Origin of the sequence: Enterobacter sp. Tr-810 (genome assembly GCF_011752765.1) — a bacterium.
GTDB lineage: Bacteria > Pseudomonadota > Gammaproteobacteria > Enterobacterales > Enterobacteriaceae > Enterobacter > Enterobacter soli.
The window spans coordinates 321,350-346,292 of sequence record NZ_VWWW01000001.1 but is presented as its reverse complement, the minus strand read 5'-3'; the positions used below and the strand labels follow the sequence as shown (position 1 = coordinate 346,292).

The following is a 24,943-nucleotide window of genomic DNA, read 5'->3' as shown; positions in this document are numbered from 1 at the left end:
AGTAAATAAACCGGGTTCGATGTGGCGAATCCGGTTTTTCATACCCTTTTTATATGATGGTTATTCCGTTTTTTTCACTGCACCATTCAGAAAGAGTTGCAGGCCATTGGCAACCATTTCACTGATTTTTTCCTGCGTGAAATGAGGCAGTTCGCGCAGGAAAAACAGGACCTCGGTTTCCGCTTTAACAAGCGTCGTAAACTGAATGGCGCGGAGCATCGGGTTCGCTGGTGCCAGTTCACCCCGTTCCATTGCGGCACTCATTTCCTGCGCCAGCGACTCCATGCTCTGCCGGATCCCGGATTCCAGGAACAGTTGCCCGATATCAGAATGTCCGGATTCCCCCAGCACCACGCGGTAAATCTGTAATGCCTGGTTGTCAGATGCCACCACCCGCAGCATATCTTCGCCAAAACGGGTGAGCTTTTGTTCCAGTGTCAGGTCCCGGTTTTCCGGTTGTGCTAACCCGTTCGCTGCTTCGGTGAGGAACCGGGCGCTGTAATTGCGCACCACCGTTTCAAACATCGTTTCTTTGGAGGAGAAGTATTTATAGAGTGTGGCCTTGGAACCACCGGCGCGTCTGGCCACTTCATCCATGGAGGCACGTTCGTACCCAATTTCAAGGAACACCTCAGCGGCGGCAGCCACGATTGCGTCACGGCGCGCCTGCGTTAGTACTTTCATGTTGACCCCTTCGCTGGTTAAAAAGTCATGCCAAAACATAACTATACCGTACGGTACTCACGTTATTATGCCACAATAGCAGCCTTAAAGGTGGGATGAATATCGATTGATAAGCAGCGGTAAATGAAGTTGTATCAGGACCTGAGTTTTAGTGCATATACCGCAGTCGTCTTGTCCCGGAATGCCAGCCAGGATGCATCTACGGCTTATAATACTTATCACAACAGCGTTGCCAGACCGGTCAACATTAAGTCCTGCTGACTAAGCAGGACATCGGTTCTGTGGCAAGCGGGGTCAGTCGAGAGGCAAACTGGCCACAGATAAAGCCGCCAGCTTGAAAAAATAAGCGGCACAGTGGCAAACAGGCTAGTACTAAAAAAACTACTCAAGGCCTTCAATGAGGGGGACACACTGGTGGTATGGAAACTGGATCGACTCGGTCGCAGTATTCGGAATTTGGTGCTGCTGGTGTACGAACTCGTCAGCACGGCATCCACTTTAAGAACCTCATGGACAGCATAGATACTTCAATCCCAATGGGGCGTTTCATATTTCATATCATGTCAGCCTTGGCGGAAATGGAAAGGGAGCTAATAGTGGAACGCACCCGGGCTGGATTGGCGGCGGCGAGGGAAAAAGGGCGCATCGGAGGAATACGGCCGAAATTAGCACCTGAACAATGGGCGCAGGCCGGGAGGCTGATTGCCAACGGCCTGGACAGAAAAAAGGTGGCGCTCATTTACGATGTTGCAGTTTGTACTTTGTACAAGAAATTTCCGGTGAGCGGAAAATAACAGTATACAGGCAGGCATATCATCAGATGACTGCCTGCTGGTATTGAAGACCATTGAGTGAAGACTAAGCTTCAAGCCACATATCAACTTCTTCAAACATCTCTTGCACAACCCGGCTTATCTGTTCCTTCTCATGCTTGCTCGCATCAGTGTTGATCGCCGGCAGAGTCATCATTGGTTTAACCCGAACATCAGCATCTGGAAAAATATGGCGCACTCTTTTGCTTAATTCGCCAAGAATGATGTCTCTGGCGCCAGGCAAACCATCAAAATTCCTTTTGTCATAAACGAGTTCCACAAACATGCCTTAACTCCTCTTTACTGGGTGTAACCTCAGTATATACTGTATGCATATCCAGTATCAATGTAAGTGAGTTTATTATGCGGTTTTATTCACCAACCGATCTGCGTCAAATTGTGACGATTCCGCTATTCAGCGATGTGGTTCAGTGTGGGTTCCCATCGCCAGCTGCCGACTATGTTGAACAACGTATCGACCTGAATGAGTTATTGATTGCGCACCCGAGCGCCACTTATTTTGTGAAAGCCAGTGGTGACTCGATGATTGACGGAGGGATCGGTGACGGCGATCTGCTCGTTGTCGACAGTTCACGCACCGCCGGACATGGAGACATCGTTATAGCTGCCGTCGAAGGCGAATTCACTGTTAAGCGGCTTCAACTTCGTCCAACCATCCAGCTTAACCCGATGAATGGCGCCTATAGCCCGATTATTGTTGGTAGTGAAGATATTCTGGATATCTTCGGTGTCGTGACATTCATCGTCAAATCAGCGAGCTGATAATGTTTGCGCTCTGTGATGTGAACTCATTTTATGCTTCATGCGAGACCGTATTCAGGCCGGATCTGAAAGGGCGACCAGTGGTTGTTCTTTCAAATAACGATGGCTGTGTAATTGCACGAAGTGCAGAAGCAAAGCAGTTGGTTGTTATGGGTGAACCATATTTCAAGCAGAAGGACGCTTTCAGGCGGCATGGCATTACTGCATTTAGCAGCAACTACGAGCTTTATGCTGATATGTCGAACCGGGTAATGACGACGCTGGAGGGAATGTGCCCTCGCGTCGAAATTTACAGCATCGACGAAGCTTTTTGCGACCTGACAGGTGTTCGCAACTGCCGGGACCTGACGGATTTCGGCAAAGAGATCCGCGCTACAGTTCTGAAGCGTACGCACCTGACTGTCGGTGTAGGTATAGCTCAGACAAAAACACTCGCAAAGCTTGCCAACCACGCCGCAAAGAAATGGCAGCGGCAGACGGGCGGTGTAGTGGACTTGTCAAATGCCGATCGGCAGCGCCGACTCCTTGCCATGGTACCAGTTGAGGACGTATGGGGCATCGGCAGGCGCATCAGTAAGAAGCTAAACGCCATGGGCATCAAAACGGCTCTGGACCTCTCAGAACAAAGTACATGGATTATCCGTAAACATTTTAACGTGGTGCTCGAGCGAACGGTTCGGGAGTTACGCGGAGAACCATGCCTTAATCTGGAAGAGTTTGCACCAGCAAAGCAGGAAATTGTCTGCAGCAGGTCGTTCGGTGAACGCGTTACTGAGTATGAACAGATGCGCCAGGCTATCTGCAGTTATGCGGCCCGTGGTGCTGAAAAGCTACGCGGCGAGCATCAGTATTGCCGTTTTATCTCGGCGTTCGTTAAGACCTCTCCCTTTGCGCTTAACGAACCGTATTACGGTAATAGTGCTTCAATGAAGCTTCTCACCCCTACACAGGATTCCCGCGACATAATCAACGCCGCGGTAAAGTGCCTGGACAAAATCTGGAAGGATGGTCACCGGTACCAGAAAGCCGGCATTATGCTTGGGGACTTCTTTAGCCAGGGAGTGGCCCAGTTCAACCTGTTCGACGAGAACTCGCCGCGGGCAGGTAGCGAGAGGTTGATGGAGGTTCTCGATCATCTCAACGCGAAAGACGGGAAAGGCACGCTCTACTTTGCTGGGCAGGGCACACAGCAGCAGTGGCAGATGAGACGTGACATGCTCTCACCTCGCTACACAACTTGTTATGCCGATTTATTGACGGTCAGATAGGCCGCCATGGGATTGAGATACCTCGACAGGCGAACACGTAAAAGGATAAGTAAAAGTTTTGTTGCTGCCATTAAGTTCGACGTATTGGATGACTAAAGTACAGTTTTTTGGTACATCGTCTTTGGAACTTAAAATCGTCTGAATTTCATAGGGAAGAGGGGAAGGTATAGGTGCCCCGTTTGAGGCATTAAGTACTTTAGCTTGCCCTGGTTCAAGGAGTGTGCCATCAAGCTGATTATCGAGGTACCATGTACCTATCCCGAAACTCATCTTGCTGTCAATTTCAATAGAAGTAATTGCTGCCGGCTGGTTGCCGTTATTGGCGATCATAAAATGAAGCTTATTTGACTCGCCAGATATGATAGAGGTAACTATTTCTGCCTGTTTAGATTGAAAAACACCATTAATAAATGGAATTGTCCATATTGAAAGCAGTGTCAGAAAGAAGCCAGTAAACAGAGCAAACGTATTGAGGTGACGGATCCAGTTCTGATAGCTTCCACAGTGGTGACATTTTTTAGCTCCGTGGTGTATTGGATTTCTACAATCACGACAGTTATTCATAAGGCATTCCCTGCTTATACCATGAACAATATTAGTGAATACATAGTACTAGAGCGAGACTGGTTCTAATAGATCATGTCCTTGGTTTTTCACATTCCCCACGGCGCGCGTTACTGCATGCCATGTAAATTTGCTTGCCGGCACGGCACCGCCGACAGCTATCTCTTCCGCTTCTTTCCCTCCAACGTCCTGGCGCATCCATTCCCGGGCCGCTTCTGGCGATAGAACAAGCGGCCGGCGGTCGTGAATGTCGACCAGACCTTTATCAGCTGCTGACGTCACTATCAGAAAGCCTTCTTCTTCCTCGCTCTCAAACGGCGTGCTGCCGATCGCCGCCATGAATATGGGGTGGCCGTCGGCTCGGTGGATGAAGTAGGGCTGTTTCTTGTCGCCTTCCTTTCTCCACTCAACCAGCCATCGGTAAAGCAGATAGCACGTCCATGCTGCCAGAGGGGCTTAAACATCGCAGTTTCGCCACGTGCGTTTATCAGCGGTGGCTTGTCCCACCACCCGGGTGCATAGCCCCAGAATTCCGGGTCAAGATGCAGTTGTTCGTCGCGTTCACTCAGCAACAGAACTTTGATACCGGGCGCAACGTTGTAACGACCAATTGGTTCGGCGTTGTATGGTATGTCCTCCTCGGCTTCGTCAGCCAGGATAGCCAGGTACTGCTCGCGGGTCATTGATTGCGAAAAACCGCCACACATAGAAACCTCCAGTCAGTCAGACTGAAAGATAGGGTAGGGGGAACATGAGGTGCGCACCGAAAACGTTATGATGGAGGTATTATGTGGTTGGTTAAAGCTGGGGGTGAGTCACTGGAAGCAGCTGCGCAAAAGATGTGATTTTTTGGGGGCAAATTTGGGGGCAAAGTTGCTCAAAGGGGCACTAAAAGGGGCGGTAAAATAGCCGTTATTACCTGACATAATCTGATGGTGATTGTTCGTAATGCATTGATAAATAATCAAGTTATTGCATTTTAATGGTTTTCGGGAAATCTTATATAATTATTCCCTTATTTTAGCAAAGGTCGGGTTTTTCGATTTTCGCTTTTGTGTCCTCGGTATTCTCTGCATCAATGAGTAGATCAACTTTTTGGCAAAAAAAGCGTGAGCATTTGTTTCCTGAGTGCATAAATACGCATTCTGGCACTCGACGCAGCGCGGTGGGATGCCTATTATGCTTAAGTTTCGTTACCGTTGATGGGGAAAAAAGTATGCGTTTAGCGTTATGGGTGGGGTGTGCCGCATTATTGTTGTCGGCCTGTAGCAGTGAACCTGTGCAGCAAGCAACTGCCGCACACGTTACGCCAGGGATGAAAGCGGCAATGACCAGCTCAGGTCAGGCCAATTGTGCGATGATTGGCGGCTCGCTATCCGTTGCCCGTCAGCTTGACGGCTCCGCGATTGGGATGTGCGCACTGCCAAACGGCAAACGTTGCAGTGAACAGTCGCTTGCCGTAGGAACCTGCGGAAACTACTGATTACTCAGCCCGTTTAAAGGTCAGCGTTTTCTCCGCGGTTGCCAGCGTTAACTGGTCTTCAGTCAGGTCGACCTGCGCCCCTTTGCGCAGCATATTGCCGATCGCCTGATCCAGCTCGTTAAGCTGCGGCTCTGTACATAATTTGCGGGTCATGGCCAGCGTCTTAACCTTAAGCTCGCCTTCGGACAATTTCCCCTCGCCGCTAAAGCGATTACACATCACGCCGGAAACGGTAATGTTTTTGATCAGACTAATATCTGACTGCGCACCACTGAAGCTAATTTCAGGCCGCGTTGCGGTGGTTGTCACGGCTTTACCGTCCACATTTTCCAGAATGAAGCGATGGTTCTGGAGTTGATCTGCCTGAACGGATGCTTTGCCGGGATTAACGCAGCCGGCGAGCACCAGGCTGAACAAACTTAACGCAACGAGCTTTTTCATATTTCTTCTCAAACTATAAATTCCGTGAATCAATTACAGTGTAACGATACTCCTGCGTGAGTTAATGGGGTTTATCTGAAAGTGCGAGAAGACACCGGGCCGCCTGATGCAGCCCGGTTTGTCGGTTAGTGAGATTTAAACCCAGCGGCAGCCATCAGCAGGCGAAAGACCATACTCACACCCGCCAGAGCCAGGACGCTGCCACCCCAGATGAGGGCCAGCCATATCAGGCGTTTCCAGACCGGTTGTTGCATCAGTGATAACCCTCCCCATGCTGTACTTTTCCGCGAAAGACGTAGTAGCTCCAGAATGTGTAGACCAAAATAACCGGAATAATCAGCAGCGCGCCCACCAGCATAAAGCCCTGGCTTTGCGCCGGCGCTGCGGCCTGCCACAGGGTAATCGACGGCGGAATAATGTGCGGCCAGATGCTGATCCCAAGCCCGCTAAAGCCGAGGAAAATCAGCCCCAGCGTCAGAACAAACGGCAGATTATGACTCGCCGGGTTATTCAGACTGCGCCACTGGAACAGACTAAACACCACAACCAGCACCGGTACAGGCAACAGGAAGAACAGGTTCGGCAGCGTAAACCAGCGCGCGGCAATGGCGGAGTGCGTCAGTGGAGTCCAGGCACTGATCGCGGCGATAATCACCAGCAGCATCAGCAGCAGGCGCTTTGACACATGGCGCATCCGCTGCTGAAGGGCGTTCTCACTTTTCATTACCAGCCACGTTGAACCGAGCAGAGCATACGCCACCACCAGACCCACGCCGCAGAACAGATTAAACGCCGTAAACCAGTCGAATGGCCCGCCCGTGTAAGTGCGCCCGGTCACCGTAAACCCATTGATCACCGCACCCACCGTCACCCCCTGAGTGAAGGTTGCCAGAAACGACCCGCCAATAAAGGCTTTATCCCAGAAAGGACGGTGCGCCGGCGTAGCCTTAAAACGAAACTCAAAGGCAACGCCGCGGAATATAAGTCCGATCAGCATTAATGTCAGCGGAATGGTCAGGGCATCAATAATCACCGCATAGGCCAGCGGGAAAGCGCCAAACAATGCCGCGCCGCCAAGCACCAGCCAGGTTTCGTTGCCATCCCAGACCGGCGCAACGCTGTTGACCATTACATCGCGATCGTCGGCGTTTTGCGTTGCCGGGAACAGAATGCCAATCCCCAGATCAAAGCCGTCCATCACGATATACATCAGCGTGGCAAAGACGATGATGACAAACCAGATAACGGAAAGATCGATACCCATTATGGTTTCTCCTTCAGTTCAGTAACGGCAGAAAGCGGGCGCGCAGGGCGGCCATCGGATTCTGTGGCAAAGGTTTCATGTGCCTGAGGGCCTTTCTTAATCAGCCGCACCATATAGCTGTATCCCACGCCAAAGACGGAGGTGTAGACCACAAAGAACGCCAGCAAACTGACGCTCATATGCAAGTCGCCGTGCGCCGATACGGCATCTTTTGTGCGTTGTAACCCATACACCACCCACGGCTGGCGGCCCACTTCAGTGGTCACCCAGCCCGCCAGAATGGCAATCAGCCCGGACGGCCCCATCAGCAGGGCAAACCACAGGAAAGGGCGTGAGGAATAAACGCGTTTCTTGTAACGCAGCCAGACGGCCACCACCCCGAGCAGCAGCATCAACATGCCCAGCCCGGCCATAATGCGGAATGACCAGAACACGATGGTGGAATTTGGGCGATCTTCTTTCGGGAACTCTTTCAGCGCCGGAACCTGTTTATCCAGGCTGTGCGTGAGGATAAGGCTGCCCATGGCCGGGATCTCAAGCCCAAAGCGCGTGCGCTCCTGCTCCATATCCGGCAGGCCAAACAGTAATAACGGTGTCGGCTCGCCAGGCGGATTTTCCCAGTGACCTTCAATGGCGGCGATTTTCGCTGGCTGATGCTTAAGGGTATTCAGACCGTGCATATCACCAATCATCGCCTGAATGGGGGCAACAATCAGGGTCATCCACAGCGCCATCGAGAACATGGCGCGGATAGCAGGCGTATTGTTGCCGCGCAGTAAATGCCAGGCCGCAGACGCGCCGACAAAGAGTGCGCTACTCAGGAATGCCGCTATCGACATGTGCAGCAGGCGATACGGGAAGGAGGGGTTAAACACCACGGCAAACCAGTCGACGGGTACAACCTGGCCGTTGACGATTTCATAACCCTGCGGGGTTTGCATCCAGCTGTTCGAGGCCAGGATCCAGAAGGTTGAGATGATCGTCCCGAGCGCCACCATACAGGTTGAAAAGAAGTGCAATCCCGGCCCGACTTTGTTCCAGCCGAACAGCATTACCCCGAGGAAACCCGCTTCCAGGAAGAAGGCGGTTAATACTTCGTAGGTGAGCAGGGGGCCGGTAATACTCCCGGCGAACTGGGAGAATCCGCTCCAGTTGGTGCCGAACTGGTAGGCCATCACCAGGCCTGAAACCACCCCCATGCCAAAGTTAACGGCAAAGATTTTTGACCAGAAATGGTAAAGCGAACGCCATACCGGATTTTTCGTTTTCAACCACAACCCTTCCAGCACGGCGAGGTAGCTCGCCAGGCCGATGGTGATCGCCGGGAAAATAATGTGAAAGGATACGGTAAATGCGAATTGTATCCTCGCAAGATGAAAAGCATCTAAACCAAACATGCACAGCCTCAATGTCAAACGGTGTGCTGTTATGGTATGGGGTCGCAAAGCGCAGTATCAGACGCAGAAAAATGAAATTTATGTATAACAGTTTGCTAAAGGCATGTTTTTTCGGCATCTGATATAGCTGGTTTTGCCTGGAAGCATCAACAGAGAAGACATAATTCGATGGATTATAAAAAGATTATTCTTATGCATTTTATTTATTAATTCGCTTGCTTTATGGTCATCGCCGTGCGTTAATGTCCTTCTGGTTTTGATTTCAAATAAATATCTGACGTAGTTTTATAAAGCAGTTCTCATCACGTTGTGCCTCTCCGCAGCCTCTCTTGGGTCTTTTTCTACACTCCGATAAGTTTTGTTTCATACCACTATCGCCTGAATGGCCCATTAGCAATTTACGTTTTTTACGTTTACAGGAGAATCTTATGACTTCTTATATCCATTTCCGCTGCCCATGCTGTCATGGCTCACAGTACCGCACTTCAGTTTTTGATGTGTCAGAAAAAAATCCACACGGTGCGAAATGCATTTTCTGCAAATCGTCGATGATTACGCTCGATCATTTAGCCGCTGCCCGCTTTGCCCAAAGCGCAGTGACTGAGTTCCGCAAGTAATCACACCGTTAAACCATAACAGTTAGCAAAATCTTCTCTTTTTCTTCTTCTGATATACACTATTGGTCAGCAAGGAGAATCTGATGAAAAAATACCAGCGTCTGGCGCAACAAATTATCTCGCAAATTGAGCTTGGCGCATGGCTGCCAGGCGATAAGCTGCCTTCCCTGCGTGAGCAGGTTGCGAGCAGCGGCATGAGTTTCATGACCGTTGGCCATGCCTATCAGATGCTGGAAAGCCAGGGAAGGATTGTCGCAAGACCGCAGTCGGGCTATTACGTTGCCTCGCGCCCGACCACGCAACAACCTTTGCCGCCCGCCCAGGTGATGCGCGATGAAGTGGTGGATATCAACACCTATATCTTCGACGTGTTGCAGGCCAGCCGCGATCCTTCTGTGGTGCCTTTTGCTTCGGCGTTTCCTGATCCCCGGCTCTTTCCGCTCCAGCAACTCAACCGCTCACTTGCTAACGTCAGTAAAACAGCCACCGCCATGAGCGTGATTGAAAACCTGCCGCCGGGTAACGTCGATTTACGTCATGCCATTGCCCGCCGTTACGCCCAGCAGGGGATGAACATCTCGCCGGAAGAAATTGTCATCACCGCCGGAGCGCTTGAGGCGCTCAACCTCAGTTTGCAGGCGGTGACCGAGCCAGGCGACTGGGTGATTGTCGAAAACCCCTGTTTTTACGGCGCACTTCAGGCGCTCGAACGCCTGAAATTAAAAGCACTGTCGATTGCCACTGACGTCCGCGACGGGATCGATCTGAACGCGCTTGAACATGCGCTGAATGAATATCCGGTCAAAGCCTGCTGGCTGATGACCAACAGCCAGAACCCGCTTGGATTTACGCTAAGTGCGGAGAAAAAAGCGCATTTGGTGGCGCTGTTGACCCGTTACAACGTCACTCTGATTGAAGATGATGTTTACAGCGAGCTCTATTTTGGCCGTGAAAAACCGCTTCCGGCCAAAGCGTGGGACACCCAGGACATGACGCTGCACTGCTCGTCATTTTCAAAGTGTCTGGTGGCTGGATTTCGTATCGGCTGGGTGGCCGCCGGGAAACATGCCCGACGCATTCAGCAGTTACAGCTGATGAGCACGCTATCCACCAGTTCGCCCATGCAGCTGGCGCTGGTGGATTATCTGGCGACAAAACGCTATGACGCTCATCTTCGCCGCTTGCGGCGCACGCTGGCCGAACGTAAGCAGTTGGCGTGGCAGTCGCTTTTGCGCCATATGCCTGCGGGGGTGAAAATCCATCACAACGACAGCGGCTACTTCTTATGGCTGGAACTGCCCGCGCCGCTGGATGCCGGGTTGCTGAGCGAAAAAGCGCTGGAGCACCACATCAGCATCGCGCCGGGCAAAATGTTTTCAACCTCCGACGCCTGGACTCCGTTCTTCCGTTTTAATACCTCCTGGGCGTGGGACGAACGAGAGGAGCAGGCGGTCAGTCAGTTAGGGAAATTAATAAGCACGATGATGGAATAATAATTATCGCCAGATTTCCGGGGCGTAATGTCCCTTTAAAAATAAACAATCCTTATCTCAGATAAAGCACTGCGAATATCCAGTGGTGCTTTTTCTTTTGCATCATAGGAAATCCGCATACCGCCTCTCAGCGCTAACCCCTTGTCTATAATCCAGTTAACGGGGAATGCGCCCTCGGTCACAACCTGATGAAATTTCCTTAAGCCGCAGGGTGCGGCCCATTTGCGCGGTCTACGTTTAATTAGGGAGATATTTTTACGGCACGGCTGCCGCCAAATTTCATTGCGACAGGAGTAAATCTAATGAGCAAAAAATTTGCCCGCAGCAGCCTGTGCGCGCTCGGTATGACTATCATGACAGCGCAAGCCGCTGAGCCACCAAAGGCGATTGGCGAAGGTGAAGGTCGACTGGATATTATTGCCTGGCCGGGGTATATCGAGCGCGGTCAGACCGATAAAAACTATGACTGGGTAACGCAATTCGAAAAAGACACCGGATGCGCGGTGAATGTCAAAACCGCCGCCACTTCCGATGAAATGGTCAGCCTGATGGCAAAAGGCGGTTATGACCTGGTAACCGCCTCTGGTGATGCGTCCCTGCGTTTGATTGCGGGTAAACGCGTTCAGCCAATTAATCCTGATTTGATTCCCAACTGGAAAACCATCGATCCGCGCATTGTTAAAGGGGCTTGGTTTAACGTAGGCGGTAAGGTTTACGGCACGCCGTATCAGTGGGGGCCGAACCTGCTGATGTACAACACCAAAACCTTCCCGACGCCGCCTGACAGCTGGAAAGTGGTCTTTGTGAAACAAGACCTGCCGGACGGCAAAACTAACCAGGGCCGCGTTCAGGCCTATGATGGTCCGATTTACATTGCTGATGCGGCGCTGTTTGTGAAAGCCACTCAGCCGGCATTGGGGATCTCCGACCCGTATCAGTTGACGGAAAAACAGTATGCTGCGGTCCTGAAAGTTCTGCGCGAACAACATGCGCTTATCCACCGCTACTGGCATGACACAACCGTTCAGATGAGCGACTTCAAAAACGAAGGCGTAGTGGCCTCCAGCGCCTGGCCATACCAGGCGAACGCCCTCAAAGCAGATAACCAGCCTATCGCCACCGTCTTCCCGAAAGAGGGTGTGACCGGATGGGCAGACACCACCATGCTTCATGCGGAAGCTAAACACCCGATGTGCGCCTACAAATGGATGAACTGGTCACTGACGCCAAAATTGCAGGGGGATCTGGCGGCATGGTTTGGCTCGTTACCGGTTGTTGCTGAAGGCTGTAAGGCCAGCACACTGCTGGGCGACAAAGGCTGCGAAACCAACGGCTATAACTACTTCGACAAAATTATGTTCTGGAAAACGCCGATTGCAGAAGGGGGCAAATATGTTTCGTACAGCCGCTGGACGCAGGATTACATCGCCATCATGGGCGGCCGTTAATCGCCCGGGAGCAGAACATGACGTACGCAGTAGAGTTCAATGATGTTTCCCGTCTGTACGGTGACGTACGGGCGGTGGATGGTGTCACCATTGGTATCCGTGACGGGGAGTTTTTCTCCATGCTGGGGCCTTCGGGCTCCGGCAAAACCACCTGCCTGCGTCTGATCGCGGGGTTTGAGCAGTTAAGCGGTGGCGCGATAAAAATCTTCGGTAAAGAGGCCAGCGAACTGCCCCCGTGGGAGCGCGATGTGAACACGGTATTCCAGGATTACGCGCTGTTCCCGCATATGTCTATTCTCGACAACGTCGCTTACGGCCTGATGGTCAAAGGTGTCGATAAGAAAAAACGTCACGCTCAGGCGCGTGAAGCGCTGGACAAAGTCGGGTTGAGTTTTGCCGTCGCCCGTAAACCTTCGCAACTGTCCGGCGGGCAGCGTCAGCGCGTGGCGATTGCACGCGCGCTGGTCAATGAGCCGCGCGTACTGCTGCTGGATGAACCCTTAGGTGCGCTCGATCTCAAATTGCGCGAACAGATGCAGTTCGAACTCAAAAAGCTCCAGCAAGAACTGGGTATCACCTTTATTTTCGTCACCCACGATCAGGGCGAAGCCCTGTCGATGTCTGACCGTGTGGCGGTCTTCAATAACGGCCGTATCGAGCAGGTCGATACCCCGCGTGAGCTGTACATGCGCCCGCGTACGCCATTCGTGGCGAGTTTTGTCGGCACCTCAAATGTATTTGATGCCGGGATCGCGCACCGCGTTTGCGGCATGGAAGGCATGTATTCGCTACGCCCGGAACATATTCGCCTGAATGAAAGCGGTGAAGTTCAGGTGCAGGGGGTGGTGCAGGCGGTGCAGTATCAGGGGGCGGCAACACGTTTTGAACTCAAACTGGCCGACGGTGAGAAACTGCTGGTGAGTCAGGCAAATCTAAGTGGTGCAACGGTGCCTGCGGGCGTGGAGCCGGGGCAGCAGGTACTGGCATCGTGGTCACGCGAGGCTATGGTCCTGCTGCATGAGGAGAGGTGAAATGGATATGAGCGTTTCACACACTCCGTCACACCACGGCAGGTTAAGTCGCATTACCGCGCTGTTCTGGCGCAAACCGTCGCTCGGGCTGTTCCTGCTGCTGATTGCGCCGTTAATGTGGTTTGGTATCGTCTATCTGGGATCGCTCCTGACGTTGCTGTGGCAGGGGTTTTATACCTTTGACGACTTCACCATGTCGGTCACGCCGGATCTCACTTTTGCGAACATCCAGGCACTTTTCAACCCGGCCAATTACGACATCATTGTGCGAACGCTGGTCATGGCGATCGCGGTCACCCTTGCCAGCGCCGTGCTGGCGTTCCCGATGGCCTGGTATATGGCCCGTTACACCAGCGGTAAGTGGAAGGCGTTTTTCTATATCGCCGTGATGCTGCCGATGTGGGCGAGCTACATCGTGAAGGCCTACGCGTGGACGCTGTTGCTGGCGAAAGACGGGGTGGCGCAGTGGTTTCTCAGCCATATGGGGCTGGAGCCGATTTTAACTTCGATCCTCACGCTGCCTGCAATTGGCGGAAATACGCTTTCGACCTCCGGGCTTGGGCGTTTTCTGGTGTTCGTCTACATCTGGCTGCCGTTTATGATCCTGCCGGTGCAGGCGGCGCTGGAACGGCTACCTGCTTCTTTATTGCAGGCGTCTGCCGATCTGGGTGCCCGGCCGCGCCAGACCTTCCGCTATGTGGTGTTGCCGCTGGCGATCCCGGGCATCGCCGCAGGGTCGATTTTCACCTTCTCACTGACGCTGGGTGACTTTATCGTGCCGCAGCTGGTGGGGCCTCCGGGCTACTTTATTGGCAATATGGTCTATTCCCAGCAAGGGGCGATCGGCAATATGCCAATGGCCGCCGCGTTCACGCTGGTTCCTATTGTTCTTATTTCACTCTATCTGGCGTTCGTGAAACGTCTGGGAGCGTTCGATGCACTCTGAACGCGCACCATTGTTCCTGAAAGTGGCAGCCTGGGGCGGGGTTATTTTCCTGCACTTCCCGCTGCTGATTATCGCGACCTATGCGTTTAATACCGAAGATGCTGCGTTTAGCTTTCCCCCGAAGGGGCTAACGCTGAAGTGGTTTAGCATCGCGGCCGCGCGTGGGGATATCATCGACTCAGTGACGTTGTCACTTCAGATCGCGGCGTTATCGACGGGTATCGCGCTGATACTTGGCACGCTTGCTGCTGCGGCGTTATGGCGCAGTGAGTTTTTTGGCAAGAATGCCATCTCGCTGTTACTGCTGCTGCCAATAGCGCTGCCGGGGATCATTACCGGCCTGGCGCTGCTGACCGCATTTAAAACCATCAATCTTGAACCGGGCTTTTTCACTATTGTTGTCGGGCACGCCACTTTCTGCGTGGTGGTGGTCTTTAACAACGTGATTGCCCGTTTCCGTCGTACCTCCTGGAGCCTGGTGGAAGCGTCGATGGACTTAGGAGCAGATGGCTGGCAAACCTTCCGTTATGTGGTGCTGCCCAATCTTGGGTCGGCCCTGCTGGCGGGGGGCATGTTGGCGTTTGCGCTGTCGTTTGACGAAATCATCGTCACGACATTTACGGCGGGACACGAGCGCACGTTACCGCTGTGGTTGTTGAACCAGCTTGGGCGTCCGCGTGACGTACCGGTTACCAACGTGGTAGCACTGTTGGTGATGCTGGTGACAACCATTCCTATTCTGGGAGCCTGGTGGCTAACCCGCGACGGCGAAAATATTGCCGGCAGCGGGAAATAACTTCGATTTCAACAGGACAACGCTATGCAAAATCAACTGCTCATTAATGGTGAACTGATTACGGGCGAAGGCGAGAAACAGCCCGTGTTTAATCCCGCCACCGGAGAGGTACTGCTGGAAATCGCTGAAGCCTCTGCCGCACAGGTTGATGCAGCCGTGCAGGCAGCCGATCGTGCGTTTGCTGAATGGGGGCAAACTACCCCGAAAACCCGTTCAGAGTGTTTGCTGAAACTTGCTGACGTTATTGAAGAACATGCCGAAACCTTCGCTAAGCTGGAATCCCTTAACTGCGGGAAACCGCTGCACTGCGTGGCGGGGGATGAGATCCCTGCGGTGGTTGACGTGTTCCGCTTCTTTGCCGGTGCGGCGCGCTGCCTGAACGGTCTGGCCGCCGGAGAGTATCTTGATGGCCACACCTCAATGATCCGTCGTGACCCGGTGGGTGTCGTGGCGTCTATTGCACCGTGGAACTACCCGCTGATGATGGCCGCATGGAAACTGGCGCCTGCACTGGCGGCAGGGAACTGTGTGGTTATCAAACCCTCGGAAATCACCCCGCTGACGGCGCTTAAGCTGGCCGAACTGGCAAAAGATATCTTCCCGGCAGGCGTTCTGAACGTGCTGTTCGGGCGCGGTAAAACCGTGGGTGATCCGCTAACCGGGCATGAAAAGGTGCGCATGGTGTCACTGACCGGCTCAATTGCCACCGGGGAACATATCATCGGCCATACGGCATCATCGATTAAGCGGACCCATATGGAGCTGGGTGGCAAAGCACCGGTTATCGTTTTTGATGATGCTGACCTGGATGCGGTCGTGGAGGGCGTGCGTACCTTTGGTTTTTACAACGCCGGTCAGGACTGCACTGCTGCCTGCCGCATCTATGCTCAGAAGGGAATTTACGCCGCGCTGGTGGAAAAACTCGGTGCCGCAGTTGCCACCCTGACTATGGGTGCCCCGGAGGATGAATCTACAGAGCTTGGCCCGCTGAGCTCAGCTGCGCATCTGTCACGCGTCTGTAAGGCGGTAGACGAGGCAAAATCCCAGAGCCATATCCGCGTAGTCACCGGCGGCAGTAAAAAAGAGGGGGCAGGATATTACTTCCAGCCAACCCTGTTGGCGGGGGCAAAACAGGACGATGCGATTGTTCAGCGCGAAGTTTTTGGCCCGGTCGTCAGCGTGACCGAATTTGACGACGAAGCGCAGGTGCTGGGCTGGGCGAACGACTCTCAGTATGGGCTGGCGTCATCCGTGTGGACCAAAGACGTGGGGCGCGCCCACCGTCTCAGCGCCCGTTTGCAGTATGGCTGCACCTGGGTCAACACCCACTTTATGCTGGTCAGCGAAATGCCGCACGGGGGGATGAAGCTGTCAGGCTACGGGAAAGATATGTCGGTGTATGGGCTGGAGGATTATACGGTCGTGCGACACGTCATGATTAAACACTAAAAGTCTGATATTCGGGATTTTGCGTGTTGCGTGGTGACCGTGCTGTAGATGGGTGCCAGCTTGAATGATATGATTTTGGAAACTATCAGGCTGGCACTTTTTAATGAGAAACAACACTTTAGATTTCGCTAAATTTTTTGCGAGCTTTTTTGTTATCGTCGTGCATTCCGGGTCTTACCCTGAAATGTCACCGGCAAATGCTGACTTATTCCGTGCTGCGTCGCGCTGGGCTGTCCCGTTTTTCTTTTTGGCCTCCGGGTATTTAATGGGGGGGGTGGGAAACATCGATGTTGGTAAAAAACTAAATAAATTATTCGGAATTTTATTTTATTCATCATTGCTGTACGTTCCGATAATTTACCTCAGTGCTAATAGCGATATTACGACGCTATTTATCCGTGTTTTTTCGTTTGACACCTTACGGTCAGGAACCTTTTTCCATCTGTGGTTTATCACGGCGCTTATGTCAGGCGTAATGCTCACCAATTACATGATTAAGAATGTAAAAACAGCAACGGGGCTGGTGATTGCGCTGTTGCTTTTAGCCGGGTACTGGCTCAGTGATATTGGGCAGGCGTTCAACATCCCGGCCGAGAGAAACTACATGTTCTATGTGTTCAGAAGCCTGTTGGGTATTCCGCTAGTGTACATGGGATACCTGCTCGCAAAAGAGGGACTACTGAGTAAGATAAGCAACACAATGGCATGGACTCTGTTCATTGCGGGGATAATGCTGATGATGCTTGAGGTCCCACTGTGCCAATGGTTCATTGACGGGTATGCACGTGAAAGGCAATTCCCTCTGTTCAGCGTACCTGTAGCAGTGGCTCTGCTGGCGATTTGTGCGAATACCTCAACCAAAGAAAACCTGATTTCCAGAGCTGGGAGAGATTTTTCATTGGGTATTTATCTCATCCATCCATTCCTGCTTTATTTCATCGTTCCCTGGCTTGAATCGAAGGGGGTGAAAGTATCAACGGTGAATCTGGTTTCAGCTTTTATTTTGTCATGGTTCATTTTTGCCATCATGAAAAAATGGCTGCCGGCGCTGTACGGTAAATTTAACGGCGCGGGTATTAAATAATGCGAAGAAAATCTGGCCGGGCTGTTCACCCGGCCAACAAACTACCAGCCACACACCTCGTGCTCATTTTCCGTATCGTAAGCACGTACGGTATTCACCAGGTCTTTAACCACGTCTGCGGCGACATCCGGAATTAAGAGCTCCATCGGGGCTTGCGTTTCATAGTCCACCGAGACACCGTTGCTATTGTTGGTGACCGTGACGGTATAGGTTGCTTTGCCCATGATGTTACTCCTTATGCGTGTTAACCACTTTTCCGATGCCTGCGCCCTGGAGGGTGACATCCGGGTCGGCGAAAAAGTCGATATTAAACCAGGTATCGTCGGTCAAAAGCTCAATACGATGCCATTTTTCTGGCGGGGAAATACCAAATGAACCGGCTTCAATCACCAGCTCCAGATCCGGTTCGGTGGCGTTACCATCCGGGAAGCCGAAATAGCGCACGGCACCCTGCATCACAGATAAACGGCCGTATACACCTGCTTTAGTATTGTGATGAGTAAAGAGCGCTTTTGGTGCTGTCTCATGGTTCCAGAACGGCGTTGCGCGAGTATGAACAAAATTCTCAGGAATACGTAACATAATGGTTTCCTTATCAGTGTCAGACACTTAAAGAGACTTCAGCACATCAGGCTCGACAAAAAAGTCGATATTGAACAGGGTGTCGTCGCTCATCACCTCGATATGGTGCCAGCGTTCCGGGGGGAAGACACCGAAGTGGCCTGCGTGAATAATGAGTTCGCTATCCGGTTCTGGTGTGAATTCATCAGCATAGCCTAAATAACGTACTGCACCCTGCGAAACGGACAGGCGAGGGTAAATGCCCGGGCGTGTGCCCTTATCAAGATGACGCTGAAAAATCCCTGCGGGGGCAGTCTCTTTGTTCCAGAAAGGGGTGGAACGGGTATGAATACAACTTTGCGGAATGCGTAGCATGTTTCCTCCCTCTAAAGTCTGGCTTTATTAGAGCGCTTTCTGCGAGTGAGAATTTATCAAAAAGTGCATTTATAATGCATGTTATCAAAAAAGGTGATCCCCCATCCTCATGAGATGTAACGCAAAATACCTAATTGTTATTACCCGTTATTTTTAAGTGGTTATTGTGTAACGAAAAAACTTGATCTGTATCAACATATGACGCATATTGCGTGCGGTTATTTTTGACAGTTTGGGTAAGCAGGATGACGTTGTATCAAAAAATGTTGGTTTTTTACGCAATCATGGCAACCATCAGCGCGTTCATTACCTGGTTCCTGTCTAAAGACCGTAAACGCATCCGCCTGCTGAGCGCTTTCCTTGTGGGTTCTACCTGGCCGATGAGCTTTCCTGTCGCGTTGCTGATATCGCTTTTCTGAAGCACGCTTCCAGTTTTAAAAGATGAACATAGCATTCCGCCATTGATGCCTGTATAAATAAACAGTGCATCGAAAAAGGAGTGCTCATGAACAGTTTCTACTCTCGGCGCGCGGGTTGCAGTGTGCGCTGGCAAGACCTCCCTGGTTCTGGTGATCCCGTCGTGTTTATCCACGGCCTGGGGTGCGCCTCGTCCTATGAATATCCGCGTGTTGTCTGTGACCCGAATTTTGGTGCGCGCAGGGCCATTCTTATTGATCTCCCCGGCAGTGGATACAGCGACAAACCCGAGCACTACAGCTATAAAACGGGCGATCAGGCCCGGGTGGTTGCTGAATTGCTCGACAATATTGGCGTCAAAACCTTCTGGCTTTATGGGCACAGTATGGGCGGCAGCATTGCCATCGAAACTGCGGTGTTGATGCAGGCACGCCTCAACGGCTTAATCGTCTCTGAACCTAATTTTCATGCCGGTGGCGGCATGTTCAGCCGTAGCATTGCCGCGCAGTCTGAACCGCAATTTATTGACCACGGCTATGCTCAGTTGCTTGCCGCTGAAACCTCTGCGTGGGCGGGTAGCCTGCAAAGTAACGCGCCTTTTGCGGTGTGGCGTGGTGCCACAAGCCTGGTTGAGGGCGCCAGCCCTGACTGGGAAGCGCAGTTCTTGTCATTAAGCTGCCCGATTACGCTTATTTTTGGGGAAATCTCACTGCCTGATAAGGATGTGGATTCGCTAAAAGGCAAAGGAGTTGCGGTGAAAATCATCCCTGCGGCGGGTCACTCGATGTCGTGGGAAAACCCTTCGGCACTGGCTCAGGCGTTATCTGATTGTATGACGGGTAAAAAGCAGCCCGCATGACTGCGGGCTGACATGGGCTAGCGCAAAATAGCCTGTAAGGCCTGGCGGGCGCTGGGCTGGACATCGTACGGGCCCTGGTAATCGATGTTCTCGGTAGCCCGGCTGTACAGCGCAACCAGCCAGTCGTAAACGTAGACGGTTGCAGCGTGAACAGGTTGTTCACCCAGATGCGTCAGACGGGGTGTCGCGCTGTTAACCACCGGGGTGACAAAGATAGGCTGGCCTTTGCGCACCCGGCTGGCTGGGCGGTCTGTAACAGGTGTCTGTTCGTAACCCAGCCAGCCGATGAAATTCCCCATCACGGCATGTAACTGCGCCGCACTGCTTTTATCTGCTTCGACAATACGCTGAAGTTGTTGCGCCAGATCCAGACGATAGCTGCTGGTGACCAGGACATCCGCAATTTGCTGTAACACCGCTGGCTCCAGGCCTAAGCGGGCGGCGGCGGCTTCATTTCGGCTCCACTGGCGCAGGTGATTGATCCACACCTTGTGTGCCAACCTGGCTTTGTCTTTTGTCTGGAACGGGCTGCTATTCTCCTGGGCATTTTCCGCGAACAGGTCAATCACATCGGTAAACAACCCGTTGACCTGCTCCTCACGCGGTTGCTGAACGGCTAACAGCGTTTCGAAGGCTTTAAGCGGCGGGAGAAGGCCTTCCAGCAACTCGCCGTGTCGCGCAGCACTGGCCTGGAGCATTCGGACCATGTTTTCGGCCTGAGCACGTCTTGCGCCTGGTTCCAGCGTCGCAGGTGCCAGATAGCTTTGCATCAGGGCGGATAATTCCTTCTGCAACAACGTTTTCAGGGTACGAAGACGGGTCTGGCGCTGTGCTGACAGCGTTGCCTGAGACAACCACTCAACCACGCGCTGCATACTGTGGCTATCCAGTGCTTGTAATGTGCCCCAGCGTTGGCCGGGTTTGCCAAGCAATTGCTGGACTGCTTCGTCGAGGTTTTGTTTGGTGGTAAAGCGGGCATCATGTGGGGTAATCGCCCAGACCAGCCCCGGCAGGGCAGAATCAACGGACGGCTGCGTCTCCTTAACCCAGTTAAGAAGCACTTTTGCGATTTTTGCCGTCTGCTCATGTTGCGCTGTAGCGTTACAGATAACCAGCACATCCGGCTGAAGCTGCTGGCGATAATGCTCCAGCAGCCACAAACATTTTGCCTGGGTCAGCAGCGGACTACTGCTGTCTGAGAACGCCGGAATATCAATGATATCCACGTTATCCAGAACTGCGTTTTCAACCGGGAGCACCAGTTCGCGGGTCAGGAAGGCCAGCACATCCACAGGAATACTGATGGCGTTGAGCATCTCACCGTTGTTAAGCGGGTGAAGCAACGTTTCCTGTGACTCAGGTGACGTCAACGCGCCGTGAGTCAGAAAACCTTCGCTCGGCAGACCGAAGTTATCCACCAGCAGGCTGAGCGGTGCGGCAAGTTCGCTGGCATGGCTCGTCTGATGCAGGACATGAGCCAGCTTCAGCCACTGTTGGGTCAGTTCTTGTTGTTCTCCCCACAGCAATGACCAGACGCTTGCGCGGGTGCTTAAATCAAGAGATGGCACCAGAAGGGCAAACTGATGCCAGAGCGCATCATCCATTTGTTGTTTAGCGCCTGGCACCGTGCTTTGCCAGAAGCGTGCAATGGCACCTACTTCCTGAGCGGTAATGCCCGGCACGCCCTGAGGCTGGCGAAGTGCGCGCCATTTTTCCAGGCGCGTCTCAATCACGGATTTATCAACCGGGCGGATCTGCGGATGCAGCGTGGTGCGGGCAATAAACAGCTGTACCAGCTCTGCCTCCGTCACCAGACTCAGACGCAACGGAAACGCCTCATCGGCGATATCGCGACTTTCTCGGGTGAATCGCACGGCCATATTGGTCAGCGCGTGGCCAGGGTTGATATGTGAAAAATAATCAAAAGTGCGTTGCCCCGGGACGACATTCAGGCGGGCGTTGCCGCTACCGCACAGGGAGGCCAGCAGATGCGCTTTTGCCGCCTGAGAATGTCCGTAAAGCCCGATACTGCTGCGGCTTGCCAGTGCACGATCGATAGCCTGCTCGCGTGCCTGGGCGGCATTGACCCGTGCCAGCAGTGCGTCAGCGTCGTTATCCAGAACTGGAGCGTGCTGGCGCGTGTCGTTGATCCACTCGATTATGGCCTGAGTGGTGGCAGTCATCGCAGTCATTTCAGGTATACGCTCCCGCTGTCGATCCAGTAGTGGCTTCCGCTGTGACGGCGATCGGCCAGGGTATTCAGTTTAAACGTTAAGGCATCAGCCGGAACCGGGGTGCCATCCTGGAGCCAGGCGTCGCTAAGCTCAAAGGATTCTGGCCCTTCGTGCTTACTCCCGCCGCTAAGTTTCAGGCGCACATTCAGCACGCCATCTCCGGCAATGGCTTTTGCCAGCTCGGCAGAGTTGATGCTCAGGGTGTACAGCGGTGTCGCCGGCCAGCGTGCGTTCGCCAGCTGACGGAAGCCCAGGGTCACATTTCCGCGCAACGGGAAGTGCAGGCGAGCGTCAAGTTTTGCCCCTGGTTTGTCGAGATCGATATCCTGATACCAGACGTTGTCCTCGCGTAGCGTGTTCACTGTGTTATCCAGCACACCCAGATAACGCACGGTGGAGTACGCGCCAATATCGGCGGCTTTAAAATTAAAGCGTGGCAAGCGCAGGTCAAGCGCCAGGCTGCACAGCATCGCACCCACTGCGGCAGTGGATTTCGGATTGCCAATACGTCCCTGCTGGCTGAACGGATACCATTCATGTACCTGATATTTATCCAGCCAGACAATGCGGTTGACCGGTACAGGTTGCAGGTGGCGAATCAACGCCTGAACACCCGGCAGGCAGCCAGGACGGCCCGTGATCAGCAAAATATCGCAGCTGTAATGTGAAATCGCTTCGCAAACGGCATGGAGCGGGGCCGCCAGCGTAAACTGGCCTGCCAGCATCGCGTCCTGCATTTCGCGGAAATTCACGTGCAGCGGCACTGCGAACAGATCAAATTCCGCCGAGCCCGCAGGCAGGGCGTGGTCAATGGCCTGTTGCAGATAACCCATCACGTTACGGGTGGGTTTCTGGTTCAGCAAATCACCAAAGGTTGCGTGCAGTCCGGCAAGTGGATCGTCGATATCGCTGCTCTCCCAGGCGGCAAGAATAGCGTGGCCGATTGGCATAAACAGCTGGAGCGCGGTTTGCTGGCGTAACACCGCCTGCGTGTCGATACGCCCGGAATCACCAAACAGCGACGCCATCAGCATTGATGCATCGGCAATGCCGGATTTCTGAAGCTGAGTTTGCAGGGCTGGTAAGACATAACGCTGGATCACGTCCAGCAGGGTGTCATCACCCGCTACCTTAAAGCCTTCGCGGAACAGCAGTTGTGGCGTGATTTTGACGTTGTTACCCGAGCCATCGTCCAGCGCATAATGCGTGATCGCCATATCCGTGGTGCCGCCGCCAATATCAATGGACGCAACGCGTAGGGAACGAGCGGGGTTCACCCCTGGCTCTGGCGCTCTGTCCGGGCGAGCAAGAGAGGCGAAGAACGCTTCAGTCTGCCCGCCGAAATGGGAGATAGCTTCGTTGTAAAGCCACACTAGCTGGCCGCAGCTGGCTTCGTCCCACTCCATCTGGATCTCAGGTACCGGAACGACGCTCTTTTCCTGCTGCTTACGGCTGGCAAAATCTTCATCCTGCGGGTGCCAGCCCATGGCTTTCCAGACAATCGCGATGGCTTCAAACATGCGGCGGCGGAAAATCTCGCGCTCCTGTTTTGGCATGGCGGAAGGCAGCGTCAGGATCAGGGTGCGCAGCTGGCGAGGTGAAGCAGGGAACCCCAGGCGCAGACGCGTTGCCACGCTGTTGATCTGCCCCAGAGCCTGGGCCAGCAGTTCGCACAGCATGTGCGTCATCAGGGTGCTGCGGCTGTACTGCGGTGAAAACACAGGCAGACGCTCATCCTGTGGCAGAGTAAAGAGCGGCTCGCCGTCGTCGTTCATCAGGTTCATCAGCGGGAAGGCAGTCGCTAACGGCTCACGCTGGGTTTTGCTGTTCATCTGGCTGAAACGCCAGTCCTGCACCACTGGGGTTTCGTCCCACAGGTAGCGACGTGGGCTGGAGATCCCGCTATTGCCCTCGGTTCCCAGGCGCTGCATCGCCAGCTTGCGGGCTTCATCGCCCACTCGCACGATAGAAGGCCAGACAAAAGCATCTTCACGGCCGCTTTCAACCGAGAAATGCTGCTTGCCAAAACGCGCTTCAGAAAACTCAAGGCGGCTGGTGAAAAGCGGCTCATTAAGGAACTGCGGTTCACTCAGGGAGCGCACCTGGAGCTCAGCCGTCTGACGCAGTCCGTCGTTGGCATCGCCGTGATCTTCGATGATCACGCCGCAGGTATGGGTGTTACCGACGTCGAGGATGAGGTCGACTGGAATGGCTGGCGTGCTGAGCGTGTGGGTAACAAACTTCACCTCTGGCACGGTGAGCTGCTCACCGAGCATGGTCAGCATGTTCAGCCAGTGGGCCTGGTATTCAAAGCTGCGCATCGCCTGTTGCAGGTCGCGTTCAGAACGGTTTTCCACGCCTGTCGCGAACTGGCTGAATGCTTCACGCAGCCAGCCGTCAATCCAGGTCTGGTCAAGGAAACTGTCCACTTCGTCATCGCGCCAGGCCAGCGCAAAGCGCGTGCCGTTCAGGATATCGTTTCCGACGGGCGAAAGGGCGGATGTGGCGTGTTCGGCAATCTGGCTGTCGAGCGCAAACGTTACCCGGTGGGTATTACCGGCGCTGTCTGGCTCATCAAGCTTACGTACCTGAACGCGAGCCCAGTTATCCGGGCCATCGACAAAGGTGCGCGGCGGGTTAAAGCGCAAGAAAGGCACCGGAAGCCACACGCCATCCAGAACCGTCAGGGACTGATGCAGTGGGATCGTACTTTCCGGCTTAACCACTTCGGGCTGCGCGCCCCCGGTGCCTGGCAGCGTGTAGCGCCCATTAACCAAATCGAAGTCCAGACGCAGCAGCGGGCCATTGGCCGTTTTTCGGACAAACCGACCATTGCTGGCGGTGTCCTGCGGGGTCAGACCAAAATCAAGGAATTGCACGCCGCTATTGGCAATAAGCGTAACGCTTTGTTTATAGTCGCAAAGATTTACCAGCATA

General features: G+C 53.3%; 25 protein-coding genes and 2 pseudogenes. 14 read left to right on the top strand and 13 right to left on the bottom strand.

Going from position 1 to position 24,943, the window contains the following annotated elements:
• Positions 1 to 60: 60 nt before the first annotated feature.
• A complete protein-coding gene (locus tag F3J30_RS01545; RefSeq protein WP_166715428.1) occupies positions 61 to 684 on the bottom strand; it encodes a TetR/AcrR family transcriptional regulator in 624 nt (207 codons plus the stop codon).
• A 336-nt stretch (positions 685 to 1,020) separates the two neighbouring features.
• Here F3J30_RS01545 and F3J30_RS01540 point away from each other — a divergent pair.
• Positions 1,021 to 1,478, top strand: a pseudogene (locus tag F3J30_RS01540) (recombinase family protein); the annotation flags it as partial.
• A gap of 64 nt (positions 1,479 to 1,542) precedes the next feature.
• Here F3J30_RS01540 and F3J30_RS01535 read toward each other — a convergent pair.
• The gene (locus F3J30_RS01535) at positions 1,543 to 1,782 is read right to left on the bottom strand and encodes a DinI family protein (RefSeq protein WP_166715427.1); all 240 of its coding nucleotides are present in this window, start codon (positions 1,780 to 1,782) and stop codon (positions 1,543 to 1,545) included.
• A 77-nt stretch (positions 1,783 to 1,859) separates the two neighbouring features.
• Here F3J30_RS01535 and F3J30_RS01530 point away from each other — a divergent pair, with 77 nt between their 5' ends.
• Positions 1,860 to 2,279 carry a translesion error-prone DNA polymerase V autoproteolytic subunit gene (locus F3J30_RS01530; RefSeq protein WP_166715426.1) on the top strand — a complete coding sequence of 140 codons (420 nt, stop codon included), beginning with the start codon at positions 1,860 to 1,862 and terminating at the stop codon, positions 2,277 to 2,279.
• 2 nt (positions 2,280 to 2,281) lie between these two features.
• Positions 2,282 to 3,547, top strand: a complete 1,266-nt coding sequence (locus tag F3J30_RS01525; protein ID WP_166715425.1) for a Y-family DNA polymerase — start codon at positions 2,282 to 2,284, stop codon at positions 3,545 to 3,547.
• Here F3J30_RS01525 and F3J30_RS01520 read toward each other — a convergent pair.
• Positions 3,530 to 4,111, bottom strand: coding sequence for a hypothetical protein (locus tag F3J30_RS01520; protein ID WP_166715424.1), 582 nt, complete (start codon positions 4,109 to 4,111; stop codon positions 3,530 to 3,532). The genes F3J30_RS01525 and F3J30_RS01520 overlap by 18 nt on opposite strands.
• 48 nt (positions 4,112 to 4,159) lie before the next feature.
• Positions 4,160 to 4,818 (bottom strand): annotated as a pseudogene (locus F3J30_RS01515) (SOS response-associated peptidase).
• 509 nt (positions 4,819 to 5,327) lie between these two features.
• On the opposite strand from F3J30_RS01515, the gene F3J30_RS01510 reads away from it, so the two are divergent.
• Entirely contained in the window at positions 5,328 to 5,594 is a 267-nt protein-coding gene (locus F3J30_RS01510) for a DUF333 domain-containing protein (RefSeq protein ID WP_014070451.1), read from the top strand.
• Here the strand turns inward: F3J30_RS01510 and hslJ are convergent, their stop codons facing one another.
• From hslJ to F3J30_RS01490, 4 genes are all read right to left on the bottom strand, one after another.
• Positions 5,595 to 6,035 carry a heat shock protein HslJ gene (gene hslJ / locus F3J30_RS01505; RefSeq protein ID WP_014070450.1) on the bottom strand — a complete coding sequence of 147 codons (441 nt, stop codon included), beginning with the start codon at positions 6,033 to 6,035 and terminating at the stop codon, positions 5,595 to 5,597.
• Between the two features lie 125 nt (positions 6,036 to 6,160).
• Positions 6,161 to 6,289, bottom strand: coding sequence for a DUF2474 domain-containing protein (locus F3J30_RS01500; protein ID WP_166715423.1), 129 nt, complete (start codon positions 6,287 to 6,289; stop codon positions 6,161 to 6,163).
• Entirely contained in the window at positions 6,289 to 7,299 is a 1,011-nt protein-coding gene (cydB, locus tag F3J30_RS01495; protein ID WP_166715422.1) for a cytochrome d ubiquinol oxidase subunit II, read from the bottom strand. The genes F3J30_RS01500 and cydB overlap by 1 nt, the downstream gene beginning before the upstream one ends.
• Positions 7,299 to 8,696, bottom strand: coding sequence for a cytochrome ubiquinol oxidase subunit I (locus tag F3J30_RS01490; RefSeq protein ID WP_166715421.1), 1,398 nt, complete (start codon positions 8,694 to 8,696; stop codon positions 7,299 to 7,301). Before F3J30_RS01490 ends, cydB begins: the two co-directional genes overlap by 1 nt.
• Positions 8,697 to 9,124: 428 nt before the next feature.
• On the opposite strand from F3J30_RS01490, the gene F3J30_RS01485 reads away from it, so the two are divergent.
• From F3J30_RS01485 to F3J30_RS01450, 8 genes are all read left to right on the top strand, one after another.
• Positions 9,125 to 9,313, top strand: a complete 189-nt coding sequence (locus F3J30_RS01485; RefSeq protein ID WP_064555888.1) for a hypothetical protein — start codon at positions 9,125 to 9,127, stop codon at positions 9,311 to 9,313.
• 83 nt (positions 9,314 to 9,396) lie between these two features.
• Positions 9,397 to 10,806: a PLP-dependent aminotransferase family protein gene (locus F3J30_RS01480; protein WP_166715420.1), complete on the top strand. Its 1,410-nt coding sequence runs from the start codon at positions 9,397 to 9,399 to the stop codon at positions 10,804 to 10,806.
• Positions 10,807 to 11,108: 302 nt separating this feature from the next.
• Positions 11,109 to 12,254, top strand: a complete 1,146-nt coding sequence (ydcS, locus tag F3J30_RS01475) for a putative ABC transporter substrate-binding protein YdcS (RefSeq protein WP_166715419.1) — start codon at positions 11,109 to 11,111, stop codon at positions 12,252 to 12,254.
• A gap of 17 nt (positions 12,255 to 12,271) precedes the next feature.
• Complete coding sequence (locus F3J30_RS01470; protein WP_166715418.1) at positions 12,272 to 13,285, top strand: ABC transporter ATP-binding protein; 1,014 nt, start codon at positions 12,272 to 12,274, stop codon at positions 13,283 to 13,285.
• 1 nt (position 13,286) lies between these two features.
• Complete coding sequence (locus F3J30_RS01465; RefSeq protein WP_166715417.1) at positions 13,287 to 14,231, top strand: ABC transporter permease; 945 nt, start codon at positions 13,287 to 13,289, stop codon at positions 14,229 to 14,231.
• Complete coding sequence (locus F3J30_RS01460) at positions 14,221 to 15,027, top strand: ABC transporter permease (protein WP_166715416.1); 807 nt, start codon at positions 14,221 to 14,223, stop codon at positions 15,025 to 15,027. Before F3J30_RS01465 ends, F3J30_RS01460 begins: the two co-directional genes overlap by 11 nt.
• 24 nt (positions 15,028 to 15,051) lie before the next feature.
• Positions 15,052 to 16,476: an aminobutyraldehyde dehydrogenase gene (gene patD, locus F3J30_RS01455; RefSeq protein ID WP_166715415.1), complete on the top strand. Its 1,425-nt coding sequence runs from the start codon at positions 15,052 to 15,054 to the stop codon at positions 16,474 to 16,476.
• Between the two features lie 103 nt (positions 16,477 to 16,579).
• Positions 16,580 to 17,560 (top strand): acyltransferase family protein, encoded by a 981-nt coding sequence (locus F3J30_RS01450; protein ID WP_166715414.1) that lies wholly within the window; start codon positions 16,580 to 16,582, stop codon positions 17,558 to 17,560.
• 41 nt (positions 17,561 to 17,601) lie between these two features.
• Here F3J30_RS01450 and F3J30_RS01445 read toward each other — a convergent pair whose 3' ends face one another.
• The 3 genes from F3J30_RS01445 to F3J30_RS01435 are packed head-to-tail and all read right to left on the bottom strand — an operon-like array spanning position 17,602 to position 18,496.
• Positions 17,602 to 17,784 carry a DUF1869 domain-containing protein gene (locus tag F3J30_RS01445; RefSeq protein WP_014070439.1) on the bottom strand — a complete coding sequence of 61 codons (183 nt, stop codon included), beginning with the start codon at positions 17,782 to 17,784 and terminating at the stop codon, positions 17,602 to 17,604.
• 4 nt (positions 17,785 to 17,788) lie between these two features.
• Positions 17,789 to 18,142: a DUF1971 domain-containing protein gene (locus F3J30_RS01440; protein WP_014070438.1), complete on the bottom strand. Its 354-nt coding sequence runs from the start codon at positions 18,140 to 18,142 to the stop codon at positions 17,789 to 17,791.
• A 27-nt stretch (positions 18,143 to 18,169) separates the two neighbouring features.
• Positions 18,170 to 18,496, bottom strand: coding sequence for a DUF1971 domain-containing protein (locus F3J30_RS01435; RefSeq protein WP_014070437.1), 327 nt, complete (start codon positions 18,494 to 18,496; stop codon positions 18,170 to 18,172).
• 245 nt (positions 18,497 to 18,741) lie between these two features.
• Here F3J30_RS01435 and F3J30_RS01430 point away from each other — a divergent pair, with 245 nt between their 5' ends.
• Both F3J30_RS01430 and F3J30_RS01425 read left to right on the top strand, forming a co-directional pair.
• Entirely contained in the window at positions 18,742 to 18,915 is a 174-nt protein-coding gene (locus F3J30_RS01430) for a GhoT/OrtT family toxin (protein WP_014070436.1), read from the top strand.
• A gap of 86 nt (positions 18,916 to 19,001) precedes the next feature.
• Positions 19,002 to 19,772, top strand: coding sequence for an alpha/beta hydrolase (locus tag F3J30_RS01425; protein ID WP_014070435.1), 771 nt, complete (start codon positions 19,002 to 19,004; stop codon positions 19,770 to 19,772).
• A gap of 17 nt (positions 19,773 to 19,789) precedes the next feature.
• On the opposite strand, the gene F3J30_RS01420 is transcribed toward F3J30_RS01425, so the two are convergent.
• Both F3J30_RS01420 and F3J30_RS01415 read right to left on the bottom strand, forming a co-directional pair.
• A complete protein-coding gene (locus F3J30_RS01420; RefSeq protein WP_014070434.1) occupies positions 19,790 to 21,964 on the bottom strand; it encodes a virulence factor SrfC family protein in 2,175 nt (724 codons plus the stop codon).
• Entirely contained in the window at positions 21,961 to 24,942 is a 2,982-nt protein-coding gene (locus F3J30_RS01415) for a virulence factor SrfB (protein WP_166715413.1), read from the bottom strand. The genes F3J30_RS01420 and F3J30_RS01415 overlap by 4 nt, the downstream gene beginning before the upstream one ends.
• Between the last annotated feature and the right edge of the window lies 1 nt (position 24,943).